This is a genomic window from Streptomyces sp. NBC_00510, from assembly GCA_036013505.1.
Lineage (GTDB): Bacteria > Actinomycetota > Actinomycetes > Streptomycetales > Streptomycetaceae > Actinacidiphila.
On sequence record CP107851.1, the window covers coordinates 1,504,852 to 1,523,521 of the forward strand.

The window sequence follows — 18,670 nt, forward strand, 5'->3', positions numbered from 1 at the left end:
CCGGGGGCGAGGTGAACGTTGTGTCGATGGCATCGGCTTCTGGTGGCGGTGTTCCGTCTGGGACAAGTCAGATTGCCCGAGCGGCGTTCCCGAAGGGGTGTCTCGCGATGCGGATCCGTGATCATCTCGGGACGGTGTTCTCGGACGAGGAGTTCCGTGAGGCGTTCGGGGACCGTGGCCGTCCGGGCATCTCGCCTGGACAGCTCGCTCTGGTGAGCGTCCTGCAGTACGCGGAGAACCTGACGGACCGACAGGCCGCGCACGCGGTGCGGGCCAGGATCGACGTGAAGTACCTGCTGGGGCTGGAACCCGCCGATACCGGTTTCGACTTCACGGTGCTGACCGGATTCCGGCATCGGCTGGTGGACCGTGGCCTCGAGGAACGCGTGCTGGATCTGCTACTGCAATGCCTCGCCGGTCAGGGGCTGGTGGGTGCCGGCGGACGGCAGCGCACCGACTCCACGCATGTCCTGACGGCGGTTCGTCGTCTGAACCGCCTGGAGTTCGTCGGGGAAACACTCCGGGCCTGTCTGGAAGCACTGGCCACGGCCGGTCCGCAGTGGTTGGCGGCCTGGATCGAGCCGTCATGGCAGGAGCGGTACGGTGCCCGGACCGACGCTTACCGACTCCCCTCCAGCAGGTCCGATCGTGACACGCTGGCCCAGCAGATCGCAGCCGACGGCTATCGGCTCCTTGAAGCCATGCACGCCGCCACGGCGCCGGCCTGGCTGCGTGACCGGCTCGTCGAGGTCAAGCGGACGTACGACCCCGGGAACCTGTTCCACCTCAACCAGAACATCATGCCGTGACGGCGGCCGGGGCCGGGGTCACGCCGGCCCCGGCCCCCGGCGCGGTGGCGGCTCAGGAGAAGCCCACGACGCCGTGCGGCCGGTAGGGGCTCTCCAGTTCCTTCAGCTCCTCCTCGGTGAGGCGCACGTCCAGCGCGGCGACGGCGTCCCGCAGGTGCGCCTCCTTGCCGACGCCCACGATCGGCGCCGTGACCCCGGGCTTGCCCAGCAGCCACGCCAGGGCGATCTGGGCCCGCGACAGTCCGCGGCGTGCCGCGATGGTCGCGACGGCCTCGACGATCACGCGGTCCTCCTCGAGGTAGAGGGTGCCGCCGAACTCATCGGTCTCCTGCCGGGCGCTGACGGCGTCCCAGTCACGGGTCAGCCGCCCCCGGGCGAGCGGGCTCCAGGGTGTGACGCCGACGCCCTGGTCCGCGCAGAGCGGCAGCATCTCGCGCTCCTCCTCGCGGTGGAGGAGGTTGTAGTGGTTCTGCATGCTGACGAACTTCGTCCAGCCGTGGCGCTCCGCGGTGTACTGGGCCTTGGAGAACTGCCAGGCGTACATGGAGGACGCGCCGATGTACCGCGCCTTGCCCGACTTCACCACGTCGTGCAGGGCCTCCATCGTCTCCTCGACGGGGGTGTGCGGGTCCCAGCGGTGGATGATGTAGAGGTCCACGTAGTCCGTCCCGAGGCGGCGCAGGCTCGCGTCGATCTCGGTGAGCACGGCCTTGCGCGACAGGCCCGCCCCGTTCGGGCCGGGGCGCATGCGGCCGTTCACCTTGGTGGCCAGCACGATCTCCTCGCGGGACGCGTACTCGGCGAGGGCCCGGCCGACGATCTCCTCGCTGGTGCCGTCGGAGTAGACGTTGGCGGTGTCGAAGAACGTGATGCCGGCCTCGACGGCGCCGCGTATCAGGGGGCGGGCGGCGTCCTCGTCCAGCGTCCACGGGTGGCTGCCGCGCTCGGGTGTGCCGTAGCTCATGCAGCCCAGGCAGATCCGGGAGACGTCCAGACCGGTGCTGCCGAGTTTCGTGTACTCCACGTCCATGCCTCCGCAGGGTGGTGTGGTGCCTTCGGTTGCCGAAGGCACTCCCGAGTATGCAAGCCGGTGGATCTTCGCGTCGACGGCCCCGGCATCACGCGCGGTGGGAACCGTCCACAATGTCTGAGAGTGGCGGAAAGACCCCCTGTGCACCACTGCGGGACTTCCGTCCCGTGAGCGACGTGGGCGATGTCACATGACCCGATTTGCGCCGTTCATCGTGGCCATGACCTGCGGCTTTTCGGAATCGCTTGCTCCGCTTCCGGTGACTGTGCAGGTCAGGCCCTTGCGCCCGCGGGAATGCTCCCGCAGAGTCCTGACGTATCCGGCCCCGGCCGCGCAGCGCGGCAGCCGGCATTCCGGGCGGGGGCTAGCTGAAAGGGTCCTCGTCTCACATGCGCAACCAGGCCAAGCACCGCCGCGGGCGTTCCCTGCGGCTCAAGCTGTCCGCCGCGGCTGTCGCCTCCGCCGCGGCTTTCGGCGGCACCGCGTGGGCACTCCAGCAGTCCGGTTCGGACGGCACCGGGGCGGACCGCTCGTCCGGCTCGTCCAAGGTCCACGTCACATCGATCCTGCCGAGCGCGTCCGAGCGGCCGGAGCACGGCCTGGTCGACGCCGACACCGGCCGGCGTGACGCGGCACCGGAGGCGAAGGGCGCCGGCACGACGCCGTCGAAGGGATCGGCCCCGGCCAAGGCGAAGGTGAAGGCCAAGAAGCCCAAGCCGAAGCCGGTGAAGACCACGCCGAAGCCCGCCCACACCACGCCGGCCCAGCCGAAGCCCCCCGCGAGCACGCCGACCCCGAAGCCCAGCCACACCGCCACCCCGCCGGCGACGCCCACCCCGCCGCCGACCACCCCGCCGCCGACGACGCCGCCCCCGACGCAGACGCCGGACCCCACGCCGCCGGCGTCCACCCCGTCCCCGACCGCGGCACCCACGACGGACACCCCGTACGCCTCCGCGTCCCCGGCCGCCGAAACGGCCGAGCCCCCGGCGGCGGCCGCCCCCCGCACCGCCCCGCAGCGCGCGGACGCCGCACCGCTGCCCCCCTTCGCCACGGTTCCGCACCCGCACGCCCACGGCCGCGGTCACACCCACGGCCCCTGGCTCCCGTTCCCGGCGACCGCCCCCGGTCACGCCGCCGGCGCCCCGGGCGGCACCGGCCCGCTCGGCTGAGCCTCCCCCGGAGCCCGCCCGGGGACCCGTACCGTGGGCGTCCTACGGAAGCGAGGGCACCGGGGAATGGGTGACAAGAAGCGCCAGGACCGCCTGCCGCGCGGCATGTACGAGCGGGAACTGCTGCGGCTGCAGGTCGAGTTGGTCAAGCTGCAGGAGTGGGTCCGGGCCGGCGGGCACAGGCTCGTCATCGTCTTCGAGGGACGCGACGCGGCCGGCAAGGGCAGCACGATCAAGCGGGTGACGGAGCATCTCAACCCCCGCATCGCGCGCATCGCGGCGCTCCCCGCGCCGACCGAACGCGAGCGCACGCAGTGGTACTTCCAGCGCTACGTCGACCATCTGCCGGCCGGCGGGGAGATCGTGCTGTTCGACCGGAGCTGGTACAACCGCGCCGGTGTGGAGCACGTGATGGGCTTCTGCACCCCCGAGGAGCACGTGCGCTTCCTGCACCAGTGCCCGATCTTCGAACGGCTGCTGATCGAGGACGGCATCATCCTGCGCAAGTACTGGTTCTCGGTCAGCGACGCCGTGCAGGAGCAGCGTTTCCGGACCCGCCTGGAGGACCCGACCCGGCGCTGGAAGCTGTCGGGGATGGACCTGGAGTCCATCACCCGCTGGGAGGCGTACTCCCGCGCCAAGGACGAGATGTTCGTGCACACCGACATCCCCGAGGCCCCCTGGTACGTCGTGGGCAGCGACGACAAGCGCGCGGCCCGCATCAACATGATCGCCCACCTGCTCGCCGGCATCCCGTACGAGGAGGTCCCCCTCCCCGCCATCGAACTCCCGCCCCGTCCTGAGTCGACCGGCTACCAGCGCCCGCCCCGCGACCTGCAGACCTACGTCCCGGACCACGCGGCGACCTTGGGGTAGTGACGCCACGCGGGCCTCTCGTGCCGACGCCCCGGGAAATCCGTCGGGAAATCGTGCCCGGCGTGCCCGGGAAAGGGGCCGGGGCGGGCGCCGGAGGGGGTGCGGGCGGACGCGCGGAGGGGGTGCGGGCGGGGCGGGCGGGGGGTGGTGCCGGGGTGGGGGAGGCGGGCGTACGTCGGGTTGGGGTACCCGGGCTGAGCTGGGCTTTCGGGGCTGCGGGCCCTAGCGTCTCCCCATCGGGAAAGGGGATCTGATGGACCGTGGTATCCGTGACGTCGACGACGTGCTGAGGCTCCTGGACGACCTGTTCGCGGCGGGGGCCGACCGCTGGACGCAAGGGGCGGCCGACTGGTGGGACGCGTTCTACGCGGACCGGTCCCGGCCGGTGCCGTTCTTCGTGGACAAGCCGGACGAGAACCTCGTGGAGTGGCTCGACCGGGGCCTGATCGCGCCGGGTGGCCGGGTCCTCGACCTCGGGTGCGGTCCGGGGCGCAACGCGCGGTACCTGGCCGCACGGGGGTTCACGGTGGACGCGGTCGACCTCTCCCCCGCCGCGATCGCCTGGGCGCAGGAGCGGGCCCGCGAGGCCGGGGCGGCCGTGCGCTTCCACCGCGGTGACGCCTTCGCCCTGGCCGGGACGGTTCTGCGCGGCCCGTACGACCTGGTCCACGACTCGGGTTGCTTCCACCATTTGCCGCCGCACCGGCGCATCAGCTACCTCGCGCTGCTGGACGGGGTCCTGGCACCCGGCGGGCATCTGGCGCTCACGTGCTTCGCCGCCGGCGGCATGGGGTCCGAGCTCGACGACGCGGACTTCTACCGCGAGTCCCGGCTGCACGGCGGCCTGGCCTACACCCCGGAGGCGCTGCGCCGGATCTTCTCCGGACTGACGGAGGTGGAATTGCGCCGCATGCGCGGCGAGCCGGCGGAGTCCGCGTGCTTCGGTGAGGACTTCCTCTGGGCGGCGCTGTTCCGCCGCCCCGCAGGGGTCGTGCCCGGCGGCTGACCCTCCCGGGTGATGGCGTACGCGGGCGGGAGCGGGCACTCTGTGCGCATGCCGGAGGGGAGGATCCACATGGACGGTGCCCGGCTCGCCGCCTCACGCCCCGCGCGGGCGCTCGCCGCCGCGCTCGTGTCCCTCGCCCTGCTGTCCGCCTGCGGCGGCTCCGGCCGGGAGGCTTCCGGGGCTCCCTCCCGGACCGCCGCATCCGGCGAACCCGGCACTCCGCCGGCCACGCCGGGCGGCAGTTCGCCGGACCCGACCGCGTCGGCGTCCACGTCCACGTCCACCACGGCGACGCCCCGCCGGGTCCACGCGGCCGTCTACTTCCTGCACGAGGGCAAGCTGTCGGCCGCGCCGCGCACGGTCACCGGCCCGGCGACCGCCGCCGCGGCCCTGCGGGCCCTGCTCGCCGGCCCGAACGGCTTCGAGCGCGGTCACGGCCGGGCGACGGCGATCCCGTCGGGGACGGCGCTGCGGTCGCTGGCCGTACGCGACCGCGTCGCCACCGTCGACCTCTCGGGCCGCTACGACGACGCCGCCCCCGGCACACCCGTGGAAGCACGGCTCGCCCAGGTGGTGTTCACCGCGACGGCGTTCCCCGGCGTCGAAAACGTGCGCTTCCGCGTGGACGGCGGACCGCCGGCCGGACTCGGCACGGTGGCCACCGGCCCGCCCGTCGGCCGCGCCGACTTCGAGGAGCTCTCCCCCGCCGTCCTCGTGGAGTCACCGCTCCTCGGCGACACCGTCACCGCCCCGCTGCGCGTCCACGGCACGGCCGACACCTTCGAGGCGGAGTTCCGGCTGCGGATCGCCGACGGCTCCGGCCGCACGGTCGCCGACGTACGGGTGGCGGCCACCTCGGGCAGCGGCACCCGGGGCACCTTCGACGTGACCGTGCCCTACCGCGCGGCCGGTGGGCCGGGCACCCTCACGGCGTACGTGCTGTCCGCCGAGGACGGCCGCCGGATCGTCCTCGACACGGTGCCGCTCACCCTCGCGGGGTGAGCGGGTCCCGGCCGGACCGTGCGCACGCCGCCGCACCGGCCGAGACTGGAACCAGGGGACGCGTCCCGGGTTCAGGAGGCCGCCATGAACGCCGTCCGGCAGCCGATGACGGTGGGCGACGTGATGACGTGCAGGGTCGTCGCGGTCACCCGCCACGCGTCGTTCAAGGAGATCGTGCGGGCCCTGGAGCAGTGGCACGTCAGCGCGGTACCGGTGGTGGAGGACGGGACGCGCGTGGTGGGCGTCGTCTCCGAGGCCGACCTGCTGCGCAAGGAGGAGCACCGCGTGGACGAGCCGCCCCCGGTGGGCGGGTCCGGTGGGTCCGGCAAGGCGGCCGCGCTCACCGCCGAGCAGTTGATGACCGCGCCCGCGGTCACCGTGCGCGGCGACGCCTCGCTCGCCCAGGCGGCCCGCGCCATGGCGCGGCACCAGGTCAAGCGGCTGCCGGTCGTCGACGCCCGGGGCATGCTCAAGGGCGTGGTCAGCCGGGGCGACCTGCTGAAGGTCTTCCTGCGGTCCGACGAGGACATCGCCCGCGACGTCCGGGAGAACGTGGTCGCGCGGCTGTTCCCCGGCGCGTGGCGGTCCGTCGAGGTCGACGTCGAGGAAGGGGTCGTCACCCTGAGCGGGCTGCTCGGGGACCGCTCCCTGGTGCCGGTGGCGGACCGCCTGGTGCGGTCCGTCGAGGGCGTCGTCGACGTGCGCTTCGATCTGACGCCGAACCGGGTGTGACGGGCGGTCCCGGCGCCGGATGCGAGGGCCGCCCGCCGCGCCCACGCTGGGAGGGGGGACACACCTCAGCCCGAAGGAGCGGAACGCCATGAAGGCATGGGTCTTCCAGGGTCCGGGACGGGCCTCCTGGCAGGAGGTGGCCGACCCGGTCCTCCAGGACGCGAGGGACGCCATCGTCCGCGTCGACACCGCCGCGATCTGCGGCACGGACCTGCACATCCTCAAGGGCGACGTGCCGGACGTCGCTCCCGGTACGGTGCTCGGCCACGAGGCCGTGGGCGAGGTCGTCGAGACCGGCGCGGAGGTGGACGCCCTCCAGCCCGGCGACCGGGTGCTGGTCAGTTGCGTCTCCGGGTGCGGACGCTGCCGGTTCTGCCGTGAGCAGGCCTACGGGCAGTGCCTGGACGGTGGCGGCTGGGTGCTCGGGCACCTGATCGACGGCACGCAGGCGGAGTACGTGCGCGTACCGTACGCCGACACCTCCCTGCACGCGCTGCCGCACAACGTGGGCGGGCACGACGCCGTCCTGCTCTCCGACATCTTCCCCACCGCCTACGAGGTGGGCGTGCTCAACGGCGGGGTCCGGCCCGGGGACACGGTCGTCGTGGTCGGCTGCGGTCCGATCGGCCTGGCCGCCGTCGCGACAGCCCAGCTGTGCTCCCCGCACACGGTGATCGCCGTCGACCTGGCCGCGGCCCGCCTGCAGGCGGCGAAGAACCTGGGCGCGGACGCCGTGGTCACGGCGGGCGAGCAGCCCGAGCAGCTGGTCGACGACCTCACCGGAGGGCTCGGCGCGGACGTGGTGATCGAGGCCGTGGGGCTGCCGGAGACCTTCGAGATGTGCACGCGGATGGTCCGGCCCGGCGGCCGGGTGGCGAACACGGGGGTGCACGGCGGACCGGTCACGCTCCACCTGGAGCGGCTGTGGAACCGCAACGTCACCATCACCACGGGCCTGGTCGACACGTACTCCACGCCCACCCTGCTGCGCCTGCTGGAGGCACGGAAGCTGCCCACCGGCGCGTTCGTCACGCACACCTTCGAACTGCACGAGACGGCGGAGGCCTACGACGTCTTCGCGTCGGCGGCCGACACCGGAGCGCTCAAGGTCGTCCTGGGCGGACCTCACCATGACGTCCTCGTGCCCATGTTCTGACCGGGCCGGCGGGCGTAAAGGGCGCGTCAGGGACGTAACCCCCACTCTTGACGGAATCTTAACGGCGCGAAGCGGCGGTACGGGAAATCGGGTGCCGACCGATGCGTACGCTGACCAGGCCATCTCGTGGTGGCGGGAACCAGTGGCAGCACGTCAGGAGCATCGATGACCTCCCCCGTCCCTACGAGTCGGCTGCGCGCGTGGATGCTCGAGGGCCTGTCGGACATGGCCCGGCACCAGCAGGGCGGGCAGGCGGTCCCGGAACGGCATGACCACGGCCAGCGCTGGTGGCGGGTGATGTGCCTGACGGGCGTCGACTACTTCTCCACCCTCGGCTACCAGCCCGGCATCGCGGCGCTGGCGGCGGGCCTGCTGTCGCCGGTGGCCACCATCGTGCTGGTGATCGTCACGCTGGCCGGCGCCCTGCCCGTGTACCGCCGGGTGGCCGAGGAGAGCCCCCGCGGCGAGGGCTCGATCGCCATGCTGGAGCGGCTGCTGTCGTTCTGGAAGGGCAAGCTCTTCGTCCTGACGCTGCTGGGCTTCGCGGCGACGGACTTCCTGATCACCATCACCCTGTCCGCGGCCGACGCCTCCACCCACCTGGTGGAGAACCCGCACCTGACGGAGGCGCTGCACGGGAAGCAGATGCTCATCACGCTGCTGCTGGTCGCGCTGCTCGGCGCGGTCTTCATGAAGGGCTTCCTGGAGGCGATCGGCGTCGCGGTCGCCCTCGTGGGCCTCTACCTGGCGCTCAACGTGGTCGTCGTGGTCGTCGGTCTGTGGCACGTGGCCACCGCCGGGCACGTGGTCACCGACTGGTCGAACGCCCTGACCACGCAGCACGGCAACGTCCTGTTGATGGTCGGGGTGGCGCTGCTGGTCTTCCCCAAGCTGGCGCTGGGCCTGTCCGGCTTCGAGACCGGTGTGGCGGTGATGCCGCACGTCAAGGGCGACCCGTCCGACACCGAGGAGCGTCCCGCAGGGCGGATCCGGGACACGAAGAAGCTGCTGACCACGGCCGCCGTGATCATGAGCTGCTTCCTGATCGCGACCAGCTTCATCACCACGCTGCTGATCCCCGCCGACGAGTTCGAGGCCGGCGGCAAGGCCAACGGCCGCGCGCTGGCCTACCTCGCGCACGAGTACCTGGGCAACGCCTTCGGCACCGTCTACGACGTGTCGACGATCTGCATCCTGTGGTTCGCCGGCGCCTCGGCGATGGCCGGGCTCCTCAACCTCATGCCGCGCTACCTGCCGCGCTACGGCATGGCGCCGCACTGGGCGCGCGCGGTGCGGCCGATGGTGCTGGTCTTCACCCTGGTCGCGTTCCTGGTCACCTGGATCTTCGACGCCAACGTCGACGCCCAGGGCGGCGCGTACGCGACCGGTGTCCTGGTGCTCATCTCCTCCGCGGCGATCGCGGTGACCATCGCCGCCCGCAAGGCGGGGCAGCGCAACTGGACGATCGCCTTCGGGGTGATCTCGGCCGTCTTCCTCTACACCACGGTCGTCAACGTCTTCGAGCGCCCGGACGGCGTCAAGATCGGTGCCTGCTTCATCGTCGGCATCATGCTGATCTCCCTGCTGTCGCGGCTCGCCCGCGCCTTCGAACTGCGCATCACCGGCATCAGCACGGACGACATGGCCGAGCGCTTCGTACGGGACATCTCCCACCGCACGATCCGCTTCATCGCCAACGAGCCCGACCGGCGGGACGCCGCCGAGTACCGGGACAAGATCAAGCAGATCCGGTCGGACAACGACCTGCCGGCCGAGGAGGACTTCGTCTTCGTCGAGGTGACCGTCGCCGACCCGTCCGAGTTCGAGGCGGGCCTGGTGGTCCGCGGCGAGGTCCTCCACGACCGCTACCGCGTCCTGACCCTGGAGAGCTCCTCCATCCCCAACGCGCTGGCGGCCTTCCTGCTGCACGTCCGCGACAGCACCGGGCAGCGTCCGCACATCTACTTCGAGTGGACCGAGGGCACCCCCTTCGCCAACTTCCTGCGCTTCTTCCTCTTCGGGCAGGGCGAGGTCGCCCCGGTCACCCGCGAGGTGCTGCGCGAGGCCGAGCCCGACCGCAGCCGCAGGCCCCGCGTCCACGTCGGCTGAGCCCCGTCCGTCAGGGGCGCGCAAAGACCGGACCGGCGCTCGTCAAGGGGCCGTCAGGGCGGCGCCCGGCGGGGCGCCGCCCTGCCTACGGTCGGCCCCATGGAACGGCGAACGGCTCCCCGGCCCGGGCAGCAGGGCACCGTCGGTGACCGCCATTGGCGCGCCGACCTGCGGCGCGCGCTGGGGTGCGCGGTGGCCTTCCTGTGCCTGGCGGTGCCGCTCGACGCGGTCGCGGGGACGCTCACCCCGCGGCGCGCGGCGCTGTGGCTGTTCCTGGCCGTGATCGTGCTCGCGCTGCTCCACCCGGCCCGGGTGACCGCGGGCGACGGGTGGCTGGCGGTGCGCGGCACGCTGCGGGAGCGGCGGGTGCGGACCGATGCGCTGACCGTGGTCCGCCAGTCCGCCGGTGTGTCACGGCATCTGGTCCTGTGGGACGCCCACGGCCGGTGGCTGGAGCTGGATCCCCGGGTCCTGGAGGCGAATCCGTTGCTGTGGCACCGGCTGGAGGCGGGCGCGCGGCGCTCCCGTACCGCCGGCACGCTCCGCGAGGGGTACGAGGTGCTCGGGCGGCTCGGCGAGCGGATCGACGGCAGCACGGCACGAGCGGTGCTCGATGCGTCCGGGATGGGCTGACAGGTCGCTTCGGGGCCGCCGGTCGCCGCTCCGGTCGCCCCGGTCGCGTGGTCGTTCGTCGTGCGTCGAGAAATGAGGCAGTCCGTGATCGAGTCGCCGTACGGGGGCACAGCGGGCGCGGGCCGGCGGGTGGTCGTCGGCCTGAGCGGTTCCTCCGGCAGTCTGGCCGCGCTGCACCGGGCGGTCGCGGAGGCCCGGTCGCGGTCCGCGGGACTGCTGGCGGTCCTGGCGTGGGAGCCGCCCCCCGAGGAGTTCACGTACCGCCGGGTGCCGCTTCCGCCGCGGCCCTTCGACTGGGAGCAGGAAGCGCGGCAACGCCTGAACGTCGCGCTGGAGGAGGCCTTCGGCGCCGGCGCCCTGCCCGGGATGCCGGACTTCCGCGCCGTGACCGCGCGCGGGCCCGCCGGGTACGTGCTGGTGAAGGCGGCCGCGGGCAGCGAGGACCTGCTGGTCGTCGGCACGGGGTCGCGCGGCCTGCTGCCGCGTGCGCTGCGCGGTTCGGTCGCCCGCTACTGCGTCGCGCACGCGGCCTGCCCGGTGCTGGCCGTACCGCCGTCCCGGCTGCCCGCCGGGGTCTGAGCGTCAGCCCCGCAGGTGCCCGAGGACGGTGCGCATCGCACGCTCCACGGCGCCGCGCGCCTCCGCGCCGTGGTCGGTCGTCTCGAAGCCGTGGGCGCCGTCGGGGACGTCGACGACCTCCACGTCCACCCCGGCGTCCTTGGCCGCGGAGAGGAACTCCTCGACGGTCACCGCGATCTCCGGCCGCTCCCGCCCCACCCGGGTCAGGACGACCGGCGGTGTGCCCGCGCCGTGCAGCGCGGCCGCGGGCCGGAAACGGGAGGCGGCCAGGCCCCAGTTGGGCAGCGGCGCGAGGACGGGGTAGGTGGCCGCGACGCAGCGCAGCCACGGCGGGGGCGCCGCCAGCCAGTCCGCGGACAGCAGCCCGCCGGCGGAGAAGAACCACAGCGCGACACGGTCGGCGTCGACCCGCGGATCGGCGCGGACGCGTTCCACCGCCTCGGCGAGGTCCCCGGCGGCGCGCGGGAAGTCGCCGAGTTCGTGCAGCCGGTGGTCGACGGTCACGCCGACCGCTCCGAGAGCCGCCGCGAGGCGGCCGTACCCGACGAAGGCCGGCCAGTCGCGCGGGGTGGGCCGCGCGCCGGGCGGCACCGGGCCGCCGTGCACGAAGACCACGGCCGGGCGGGGTCCGCCGCCGCCGTCCGGGAGGTACAGGTCGGTCCGTCCGCGGCGCTCGCGGGCCCGTTCGGGCACGTCGAGGAGGAACGGCCGCAGGTGCGCCGGTGGTTCCTCCGTCGCGGCGATCCGGTGGCCCTCCCCGGCGGCGGCCTTCAGCAGGACGCCGGCGAGTTCGCCGGGTGCGGAGAGCATCGGCCAGTGGCCGGTGGCGAGTTCGAAGAAGCCGACGCGGGGGTCCGTGAGCGCCTGGAATTCGGGGTGCCCCAGGCCCACCAGCCCCTCCACCATGGCGATGCTCGAACCGTTGCCGGTGCACAGGACACCGGTCGTCGGCAGGGCGGCGGCCGCCCCCGACAGGCGCAGCGGCCGGGTGAGCGTCCCGGCGGGCTGGGGTGCGGCGTCGGCGGCGAGCCGGGCCAGCGCCGCGTCGGGCACGCCGGCCGTGCTGCCCCAGCGCTCCCACGCCCAGGGCGCGGGCGGGGCGACGCGCCACTCGTCGTCGCCCGGGGCCGCCGGGGCCGAGAGCCGGGCGCGCAGTTCCTGGTCGGGCACGAGCGCCAGCGGCGGGTCGCCGTCCCGGGGCATGCCCGCGTCCAGATGGACGACGCGGGCGATGCGGCCGGGCCGCCGGTCGGCGGCGGCGACCACCGGGTGGATGCCGTAGCCGTGGCCGACGAGCACCACGTCCGTCGCGTCCAGGGAGTCGACGACCCGCAGGACGTCCTCGGCATGGGTCTCCAGTACGGTGCCGGGCCCGGCCGGGCGGCCTGAGCCGGCCATGCCGGTGAGGGTCACCGGGTGGGCTCCGGCGCCCGCCTCGCGCAGCCGGCCGGCGACGTCCTCCCACACCCAGCCGCCCGTGTGGGCCTCGGGAACGAGTACGAACACGGTCATGTGTGCCTCCCCGCACGCGGTGGTCCGCGGAGCGGCCGTCCCGGCCGTCCGCGCTCGCCGGTACGGTAGGAGCTCCCCCTGAGGGAGGTTCAAGCGGTGGAAGCCGACAGCACGTTGAGCATCGGGGAGCTCGCCGAGCGGGCCGGCGTCTCCGTCAAGACCGTCCGTTTCTACTCGGACCGCGGACTGCTGCCCGAGTCCGGCCGCAGCGCGGGCGGCCACCGCCGCTACGCCCCGGAGGCGCTCACCCGGCTGCGCCTGATCCGCTCCCTGCGCGCCCTGGACCTGCCGGTGCCGGACGTGGGGCGGGCCCTGGAGCGGGAGGACGCCCTGGAGGACGTCGTCGCGGGCCACTTGCGGACCCTCGGCTCCCAACTGGCCGCCCTGCGCTGGCGGGAGGCCGCCCTGCGACTGCTGCGGGACTGCACCGCCGGGGAACGCGCCGAGCGGCTGGAGCTCGTCGGAGCCGTCCCCGTACCGCCGAACACGGACCCGATGGCCCGTTTCTGGCGCCGCTGGCTGCAGCCCGCACGGCTGCCCGCCCCCGTGCTGGCCCGGGTCGTCGAACTCGCCGTACCGCAGCCGCCCGACGAGCCGAGCCCGGCGCAGGTGCTGACCTTCGCCCGGCTGCACGCCTTCACCTCGGCCTCCTGCCCGCCCGGCGACGTGCGCCGGCTCGCGGCGCACCGGCCCGACGCGGGCCCCCGTCCGGCCGTCCTGTACGAGGGGCTCTACGAGGCCTACGAACTGGCCGCGCCGGACGTCCTGGCCGGACGCGCGCCGGGCGCGGGCGAGGCGCTCGACTGCTTCGTCACCGCCCACGCACGGTCGTTCGGCGCGCGGGACACCCCCCGCTTCCGCCACCGGCTGAGCGGCATGCTGGCCTTGGAGCCCCGCATCGACCGCTACTGGCAGCTCGTGGGCGAGCTGAGGGGTCCCGGGCAGCCGACCCCGGGCGCCTCCCACACCTGGCTGCGCTCCGCGTTGGAGGACCAGGTCACGGCGCGGTGAGGATGCGCGGGCCCTCCTCCGTGACGGCGACGGTGTGCTCGAAGTGGGCGGCCCGGCTGCCGTCCTCGGTGTGCAGCGTCCAGCCGTCGGAGGCCGTGCGGTAGCCGCCGCGCCCCCCTGCCATCAGCATCGGCTCGATGGCGAGGGCCAGCCCGTGCCGCAGCGGGTAACCACGCCCTGGGCGCCCCTGGTTGGGCACATGGGGGTCCTCGTGCATCCGGCGGCCGATGCCGTGGCCGCCGAAGTCCGCGGGCATGCCGCACCGGGCCTCGCGGGCGACGGTGCCGATGGCGTGCGAGATGTCGCCGATGCGGTTGCCGACGGTGGCCGCGGCGATCCCGGCGTCGAGCGCCCGCCGGGTGGCCTCGATGAGCCGCAGGTCCGCGGGGCGGGGCGTGCCGACGGTGAAGCTGATCGCGGCGTCGCCGGTCCAGCCGTCCAGTTCGGCGCCGCAGTCGACGCTCACCAGGTCCCCGTCCCGCAGCCGGTAGTCGGTGGGGATGCCGTGCACGAGCGCGTCGTTGACGGAGGTGCAGAGCACCGCGGGGAAGGGCGTGGGGGCGAACGACGGCCGGTAGCCGAGGAACGGCGACCGCGCGCCCGCCGCGTCCAGGACGGCCCGGGCCGCCTCGTCCAGTTCCCGCAGCGACACGCCGACGCGCGCCGCCTCACGGGCGGCGGCGAGCGCGTGCGCCACGACGCGGCCGGCCTCCCGCATGGCCGCCAGCGCGGCATCCGTCTTGATCTCCACCATGTCCGTGGCTCCTCGTTCCGTTCCCTGGGTGCACCCAATTCTTATACCGGTATTAGTATCACGGGCATGGTGCGAACTCCTTTGACCCCCTGGGAACGGCAGCGCGGCGAGCACTTCGGGACGCTGCTGCGCCGCGCCCGCGGCGACCGCAGCATGGTCGAGGTCGCGGCGGCGGCGGGCGTCTCCGCCGAGACCCTGCGCAAGATCGAGACCGGCCGCGCCCCGACCCCCGCCTTCTTCACCGTGGCCGCCCTCGCCGCGGCCCTGGACATCTCCCTGGACGAGCTCGCCTCGGCCTGCGCCCTCGAGCCCGACGCGGCGGGCGGCGGCGCCGCCTTGTCCGCGTAGGCCGCGTTGCGGCCGTGCCCCGTTGGTGGCGTGCGGGTGCGTCGCGCCTACGGCTGGCGGTTTCCCCGCCCTCCCTCCCCCGGCCGAAGGCTGGGGGAGACGAGCGGCTACCCCGGCGCCGAACGACGCAGGGGTAAACCGCGAGCGCTGTGGGGGTCCCCCCGGCCGAAGGCTGGGGGAGTGCCCCGGCGCGGCCCCGACCCCAACCCAACAGAGCGCAGGCCCTTACTGACCGCGCCGGCAATCGGGCGGGAGGGCGGGGGATGCCCGCCGCAGGCGCAACGCACCCGCACACAACAACCGGGACTCAGCTGCCCCCGAACCCCCCGCCGTCACCGAAACCCCCACCGTCGCCGAACCCCCCACCGAAGTCGCCGGAGTCGAAGTCGGCGCCCGAGTAGTCGCCGCCCTGCTGGTCCGGCGCGGCACCGCCGTAGTCGCCGTACGCGTACGGGCCGGGCCCGCCGAGGGAACTACCGAGCAGCGTCCCGACGAGGATCCCGGGCAGCATCCCGCCGCCGAAGTAGCCCTGGGCCCAGGGGGCGTAGGCCGGACCCGCCTCCCAGTACGGGCGGGGGCCGCGAGGCGTGCCGACCTGGCGGGCCATGGGCTCCAGGCCGTCCGCGAGCCGGGCGGCGTCGGCCGCGCACACCGGAACGGTCCGCTCGACCCCGCCGCCCTCGGGGGTCCACGGCACGTCCTGGACCGAGGGGCCGTGCCGGGGGTCGAAGAAGCACGGCGGGCGGCGCTCGGGCAGCGGCCTGCCCTCGATGCGCGCCTCCAGGGTGGCCAGCGCGAAGCGCCCCTCCTCCAGGGCGCTGCTGACCGGCTGCACGTCGCCTGCGGATTGTGCCCGGTCCATCGCGCCCTTCGCGGTGTCGTAGGCGTCCAGGGCGCGTGTGTAGTCCTCGCGCATGGCGTCGTCGGCCGTCGCGCCGCCCGGGTCGAAGCCGATCCGGCTCAGCTCCTCGCCGAAGGCGGTGATGTCCTCGTCCACCACCGGGCGCAGCTCGTCGAGCCGGGCCCTGTCCTGCTCCACGCGGCGCCGCTTGGCGCGTCGCGACAGCAGGACGGCACCGCCGCCCCCGGCGACGACCAGGACGCCGAGCGCGACGAGGAGCCCGGCGCCGCCGCTGCCCGAGCCGACACCGACGGAGTCGTCGCCCCAGGACGCCGGGGCGTGGCCGCGCGCCTGCGGGAGTGCCTGGTCCACGAAGCCGGTGACCATCGCCGCGGGGTCGCCGGGGTCGGAGCGCCGTACGGCCCCGGCCAGGTTCTCGACGGCGTTGTGCGGCATCACGGCGGGGTCCGCCCCGGCGTCGAAGCGGTCGCCGAGGGCGACGGCGTACACACCGGTGATGCCGACCTTGGTGCGCAGGTCCTTCAGCAGCGTGGCGGCGGGGAACTCCGCGGTGTCCGGGAGGACGGCGACGAAGACCGGCCGGTCGGCCTTCTCGATGCGCCCGGCGAGGGTGTCCGCCTCGCCCGGCGACAGCACGTCGCGCGCCCGGGGATCGACGTACACGGGGCCGCCGTCGCGCAGGGCCGCCGCGGCCGTGTCGAGCCCGCCCGCGGCGCGCGCCCCGGAGCCCGTCGCGGCGACGAGGCAGAGCACGCCGAGGATCACGGCGAGTACCGGCACGAGGCGGAGGATCCGCCGGACGGTCCCCATGGGTACGACGCTAACCCAGATCGGGTGGGCGCGGCGCTGCGGGAGCCGGCTCACCGGGGCGGCGCCCGGCTTCTCCATTAGGCTGTTTTGTCAGAATTGCCCGACAATAAGCGGCATTGGCCGGTTTACGTGACCGGCGGTGCTCGACCGGATGAGAACGCCTCGTTCCCGGGGATGGGTCGTCGCGGTGGACATACAGCAGTCGGCGAAGGATGTCGGTCAGCCCCAGACGGCGGTGGGGCAGGCAGGGGTGTTCCGTGACCTGCTGCCCCTCGCGATGTGGCGGATCGACTCCGAGGGGCGGATCTCCCAGTGGTCGCTGGCCGCGCAGGAACTCTTCGGGCACACCGCGCAGGAGGTGCTCGGCCGCAGCGCCACACCTCTGCTGGTCCCCGTGGCGAACTGGGAGCTGGCCGACGAGCTGACGCGCAGGGTGCTGTCGGGCGAGGCGGTCGTGGGCACGCTCCCCGTACGCCACCGCGACGGTCACTTGGTGACGATGGAGATGTGGATCTGCCCCACCGCCGACCCGCAGGGGCGCACCGGGCTGATGGGCATCGCCGCCGAGACCTCCGCGGTGCTGCGCATGCGGGACTCGCTGGCGGCGCTGGAGGGCCTGTTCACGCAGTCCCCCATCGGTCTGGCCATGCTCGGCCCGGACCTGCGCTACGTACGGGTCAACGAGGCGCTGGCCCGTATGAACGGGGTCCCCGCCGCCCAGCACATCGGCAGGCGCGTGAGCGAGGTCGTCCCCGGGCTCAACACCATGGCGCTCGAGACCGTGATGCGCCAGGTGCTCGCCCGCGGCGAGCCGGTGGTGGACTTCCGGGGTCTCGGACGCACGGGCGCCGACCCCCTCAACGAGCGGGTGTGGTCGTGCTCCTTCTCCCCGCTCCTCGGCGGCGGCGGCCGCCGCTTGGGCGTGATCGCCACCCTGATCGACATCAGCCGCGAGGAGCGGGCCCAGCTCCAGGCCACCCGCGGACGGCAGCGGCTCGCCCTGCTCGCCGAGGCCGGCACCCGCATCGGCACCACGCTCGACCTGCGGCAGACCGCGGAGGAGGTGGTGCAGGTGCTCGTGCCCCGGGTGGCGGACTCCGCCGACGTGCATCTGCTGGAGGAGGTCCTCGACCCGGACGAGGCCGCCGCCTCCGCCCACGGCATGGTGCGCCGGCTCGCCGTCTCCTTCGCCGATCCGGCGGCGCCCGCCGAGGACCTGGCCGTCGGCATGACGCACCAGGTCCCCCGCGCGTCCGCGTACGAGCAGGTCATGGTGGAGGGACGGCCGATGCCGCTCACCAGGGCCGACATACCCCGGCTGGTGCCCGGCCCGGAGTACGAGCGGCTGCGGGGCTACCTGCGCACCCTCGGCTCCGCCCGCATGGTCCCGCTGGTGGCGCGCGGCACGGTGCTGGGCATCGTGATGGTCACCCGCTCCCGCAGGCGCGAGCCCTTCGACGACCAGGACAACCTGCTCATCGACGAACTCGCCGCCCGCGCGGCGCTCGGCATCGACAACGCGCGGATGTACTCCGCCCAGCGCCGCGCCGCCCTCACCCTGCAGCGCAGCCTCGCCAACACCGCGCTGCCCACGGTGCCCGGGCTGGAACTGGCCGGGCGGTACCTGCCGGCGAGCGACCACGAGGTGGGCGGCGACTGGTTCGACGTCATCGCGCTGCCCGGCGACAGGACCGCCCTGGTCATCGGGGACGTCATGGGCCACGGGGTGCACGCGGCGGCCGTCATGGGGCAGCTGCGGACGACGGTGCGCACCCTGGCCCGCCACGACATCCCCCCGGCCGAGCTGCTCCGCTCACTGGACGCGGCCGTCGCCGACGTCGGCGAGAACGAGATGGCGACCTGCGTCTACGCCGTCCACGACCCGGCCGACGGCAGCTGCCTGGTCGCCCGCGCCGGGCACCCGCCGCCGGCGGTGGCCGGGGCCGGGAACGAGGTCGCCTTCCTGGACGGCCCGAGCGGAACACCCCTCGGCGTGGGCCGCCGGGACTTCCAGACCGAACGGGTGCTCCTGCCGCCGGGCGGCGTGCTGGTCCTCTACACCGACGGCCTGATCGAGGCCCGCGACCGCAACCTCGACCAGGGCATGCGCCAACTCGCCCGCGCCCTGCGCGATCCCGGCGAGCCGCTCTCCCGGGTCTGCGACCGCGTCCTCGCCCGTCTCCTGCCCCACGGCGCGCAGGACGACGTGGCGATCCTGCTGGCCCGGCCGCTCCACCCCGCCACCGGCCATGAGCCTGCGCACTGAGCG

Annotated in this window: 17 protein-coding genes; 13 read left to right on the forward strand and 4 right to left on the reverse strand. The window is 74.1% G+C overall.

Annotation, left to right across the window (positions count from 1 at the left end):
- Nucleotides 1-107: 107 nt before the first annotated feature.
- A complete protein-coding gene (locus OG937_06655) occupies nt 108-809 on the forward strand; it encodes a transposase (GenBank protein ID WUD71394.1) in 702 nt (233 codons plus the stop codon).
- Nucleotides 810-861: 52 nt separating this feature from the next.
- Here OG937_06655 and OG937_06660 read toward each other — a convergent pair whose 3' ends face one another.
- A complete protein-coding gene (locus OG937_06660; protein ID WUD78649.1) occupies nt 862-1,833 on the reverse strand; it encodes an aldo/keto reductase in 972 nt (323 codons plus the stop codon).
- 395 nt (nt 1,834-2,228) lie between these two features.
- On the opposite strand from OG937_06660, the gene OG937_06665 reads away from it, so the two are divergent.
- The 9 genes from OG937_06665 (at nt 2,229) to OG937_06705 (ending at nt 11,104) form a co-directional block, all read left to right on the forward strand.
- Nucleotides 2,229-3,011: a hypothetical protein gene (locus OG937_06665; GenBank protein ID WUD71395.1), complete on the forward strand. Its 783-nt coding sequence runs from the start codon at nt 2,229-2,231 to the stop codon at nt 3,009-3,011.
- 66 nt (nt 3,012-3,077) lie between these two features.
- The gene (gene ppk2, locus OG937_06670) at nt 3,078-3,887 is read left to right on the forward strand and encodes a polyphosphate kinase 2 (GenBank protein WUD71396.1); all 810 of its coding nucleotides are present in this window, start codon (nt 3,078-3,080) and stop codon (nt 3,885-3,887) included.
- A 253-nt stretch (nt 3,888-4,140) separates the two neighbouring features.
- Nucleotides 4,141-4,893: a class I SAM-dependent methyltransferase gene (locus OG937_06675; GenBank protein WUD71397.1), complete on the forward strand. Its 753-nt coding sequence runs from the start codon at nt 4,141-4,143 to the stop codon at nt 4,891-4,893.
- A gap of 48 nt (nt 4,894-4,941) precedes the next feature.
- Nucleotides 4,942-5,895 carry a GerMN domain-containing protein gene (locus OG937_06680; protein ID WUD71398.1) on the forward strand — a complete coding sequence of 318 codons (954 nt, stop codon included), beginning with the start codon at nt 4,942-4,944 and terminating at the stop codon, nt 5,893-5,895.
- A gap of 84 nt (nt 5,896-5,979) precedes the next feature.
- Nucleotides 5,980-6,627 (forward strand): CBS domain-containing protein, encoded by a 648-nt coding sequence (locus OG937_06685; protein WUD71399.1) that lies wholly within the window; start codon nt 5,980-5,982, stop codon nt 6,625-6,627.
- A gap of 88 nt (nt 6,628-6,715) precedes the next feature.
- Complete coding sequence (locus tag OG937_06690) at nt 6,716-7,783, forward strand: alcohol dehydrogenase catalytic domain-containing protein (protein WUD71400.1); 1,068 nt, start codon at nt 6,716-6,718, stop codon at nt 7,781-7,783.
- Between the two features lie 165 nt (nt 7,784-7,948).
- Entirely contained in the window at nt 7,949-9,892 is a 1,944-nt protein-coding gene (locus OG937_06695; GenBank protein ID WUD71401.1) for an amino acid transporter, read from the forward strand.
- A 99-nt stretch (nt 9,893-9,991) separates the two neighbouring features.
- Nucleotides 9,992-10,525: a hypothetical protein gene (locus OG937_06700; GenBank protein ID WUD71402.1), complete on the forward strand. Its 534-nt coding sequence runs from the start codon at nt 9,992-9,994 to the stop codon at nt 10,523-10,525.
- Nucleotides 10,526-10,609: 84 nt separating this feature from the next.
- Entirely contained in the window at nt 10,610-11,104 is a 495-nt protein-coding gene (locus OG937_06705) for a universal stress protein (protein WUD71403.1), read from the forward strand.
- A gap of 3 nt (nt 11,105-11,107) precedes the next feature.
- Here the strand turns inward: OG937_06705 and OG937_06710 are convergent, their stop codons facing one another.
- The gene (locus OG937_06710; protein WUD71404.1) at nt 11,108-12,616 is read right to left on the reverse strand and encodes a dienelactone hydrolase family protein; all 1,509 of its coding nucleotides are present in this window, start codon (nt 12,614-12,616) and stop codon (nt 11,108-11,110) included.
- 96 nt (nt 12,617-12,712) lie between these two features.
- Here OG937_06710 and OG937_06715 point away from each other — a divergent pair, with 96 nt between their 5' ends.
- Nucleotides 12,713-13,627: a MerR family transcriptional regulator gene (locus OG937_06715; GenBank protein ID WUD71405.1), complete on the forward strand. Its 915-nt coding sequence runs from the start codon at nt 12,713-12,715 to the stop codon at nt 13,625-13,627.
- Here OG937_06715 and map read toward each other — a convergent pair.
- Nucleotides 13,614-14,381: a type I methionyl aminopeptidase gene (gene map / locus OG937_06720; protein WUD71406.1), complete on the reverse strand. Its 768-nt coding sequence runs from the start codon at nt 14,379-14,381 to the stop codon at nt 13,614-13,616. The genes OG937_06715 and map overlap by 14 nt on opposite strands.
- 66 nt (nt 14,382-14,447) lie before the next feature.
- Here map and OG937_06725 point away from each other — a divergent pair, with 66 nt between their 5' ends.
- Nucleotides 14,448-14,729 carry a helix-turn-helix domain-containing protein gene (locus OG937_06725; GenBank protein ID WUD71407.1) on the forward strand — a complete coding sequence of 94 codons (282 nt, stop codon included), beginning with the start codon at nt 14,448-14,450 and terminating at the stop codon, nt 14,727-14,729.
- 307 nt (nt 14,730-15,036) lie between these two features.
- On the opposite strand, the gene OG937_06730 is transcribed toward OG937_06725, so the two are convergent.
- Nucleotides 15,037-16,401 (reverse strand): hypothetical protein, encoded by a 1,365-nt coding sequence (locus OG937_06730; GenBank protein WUD71408.1) that lies wholly within the window; start codon nt 16,399-16,401, stop codon nt 15,037-15,039.
- Between the two features lie 187 nt (nt 16,402-16,588).
- Between OG937_06730 and OG937_06735 the strand changes: the two genes are divergently transcribed.
- A complete protein-coding gene (locus OG937_06735; protein WUD71409.1) occupies nt 16,589-18,667 on the forward strand; it encodes a SpoIIE family protein phosphatase in 2,079 nt (692 codons plus the stop codon).
- Nucleotides 18,668-18,670 lie beyond the last annotated feature (3 nt).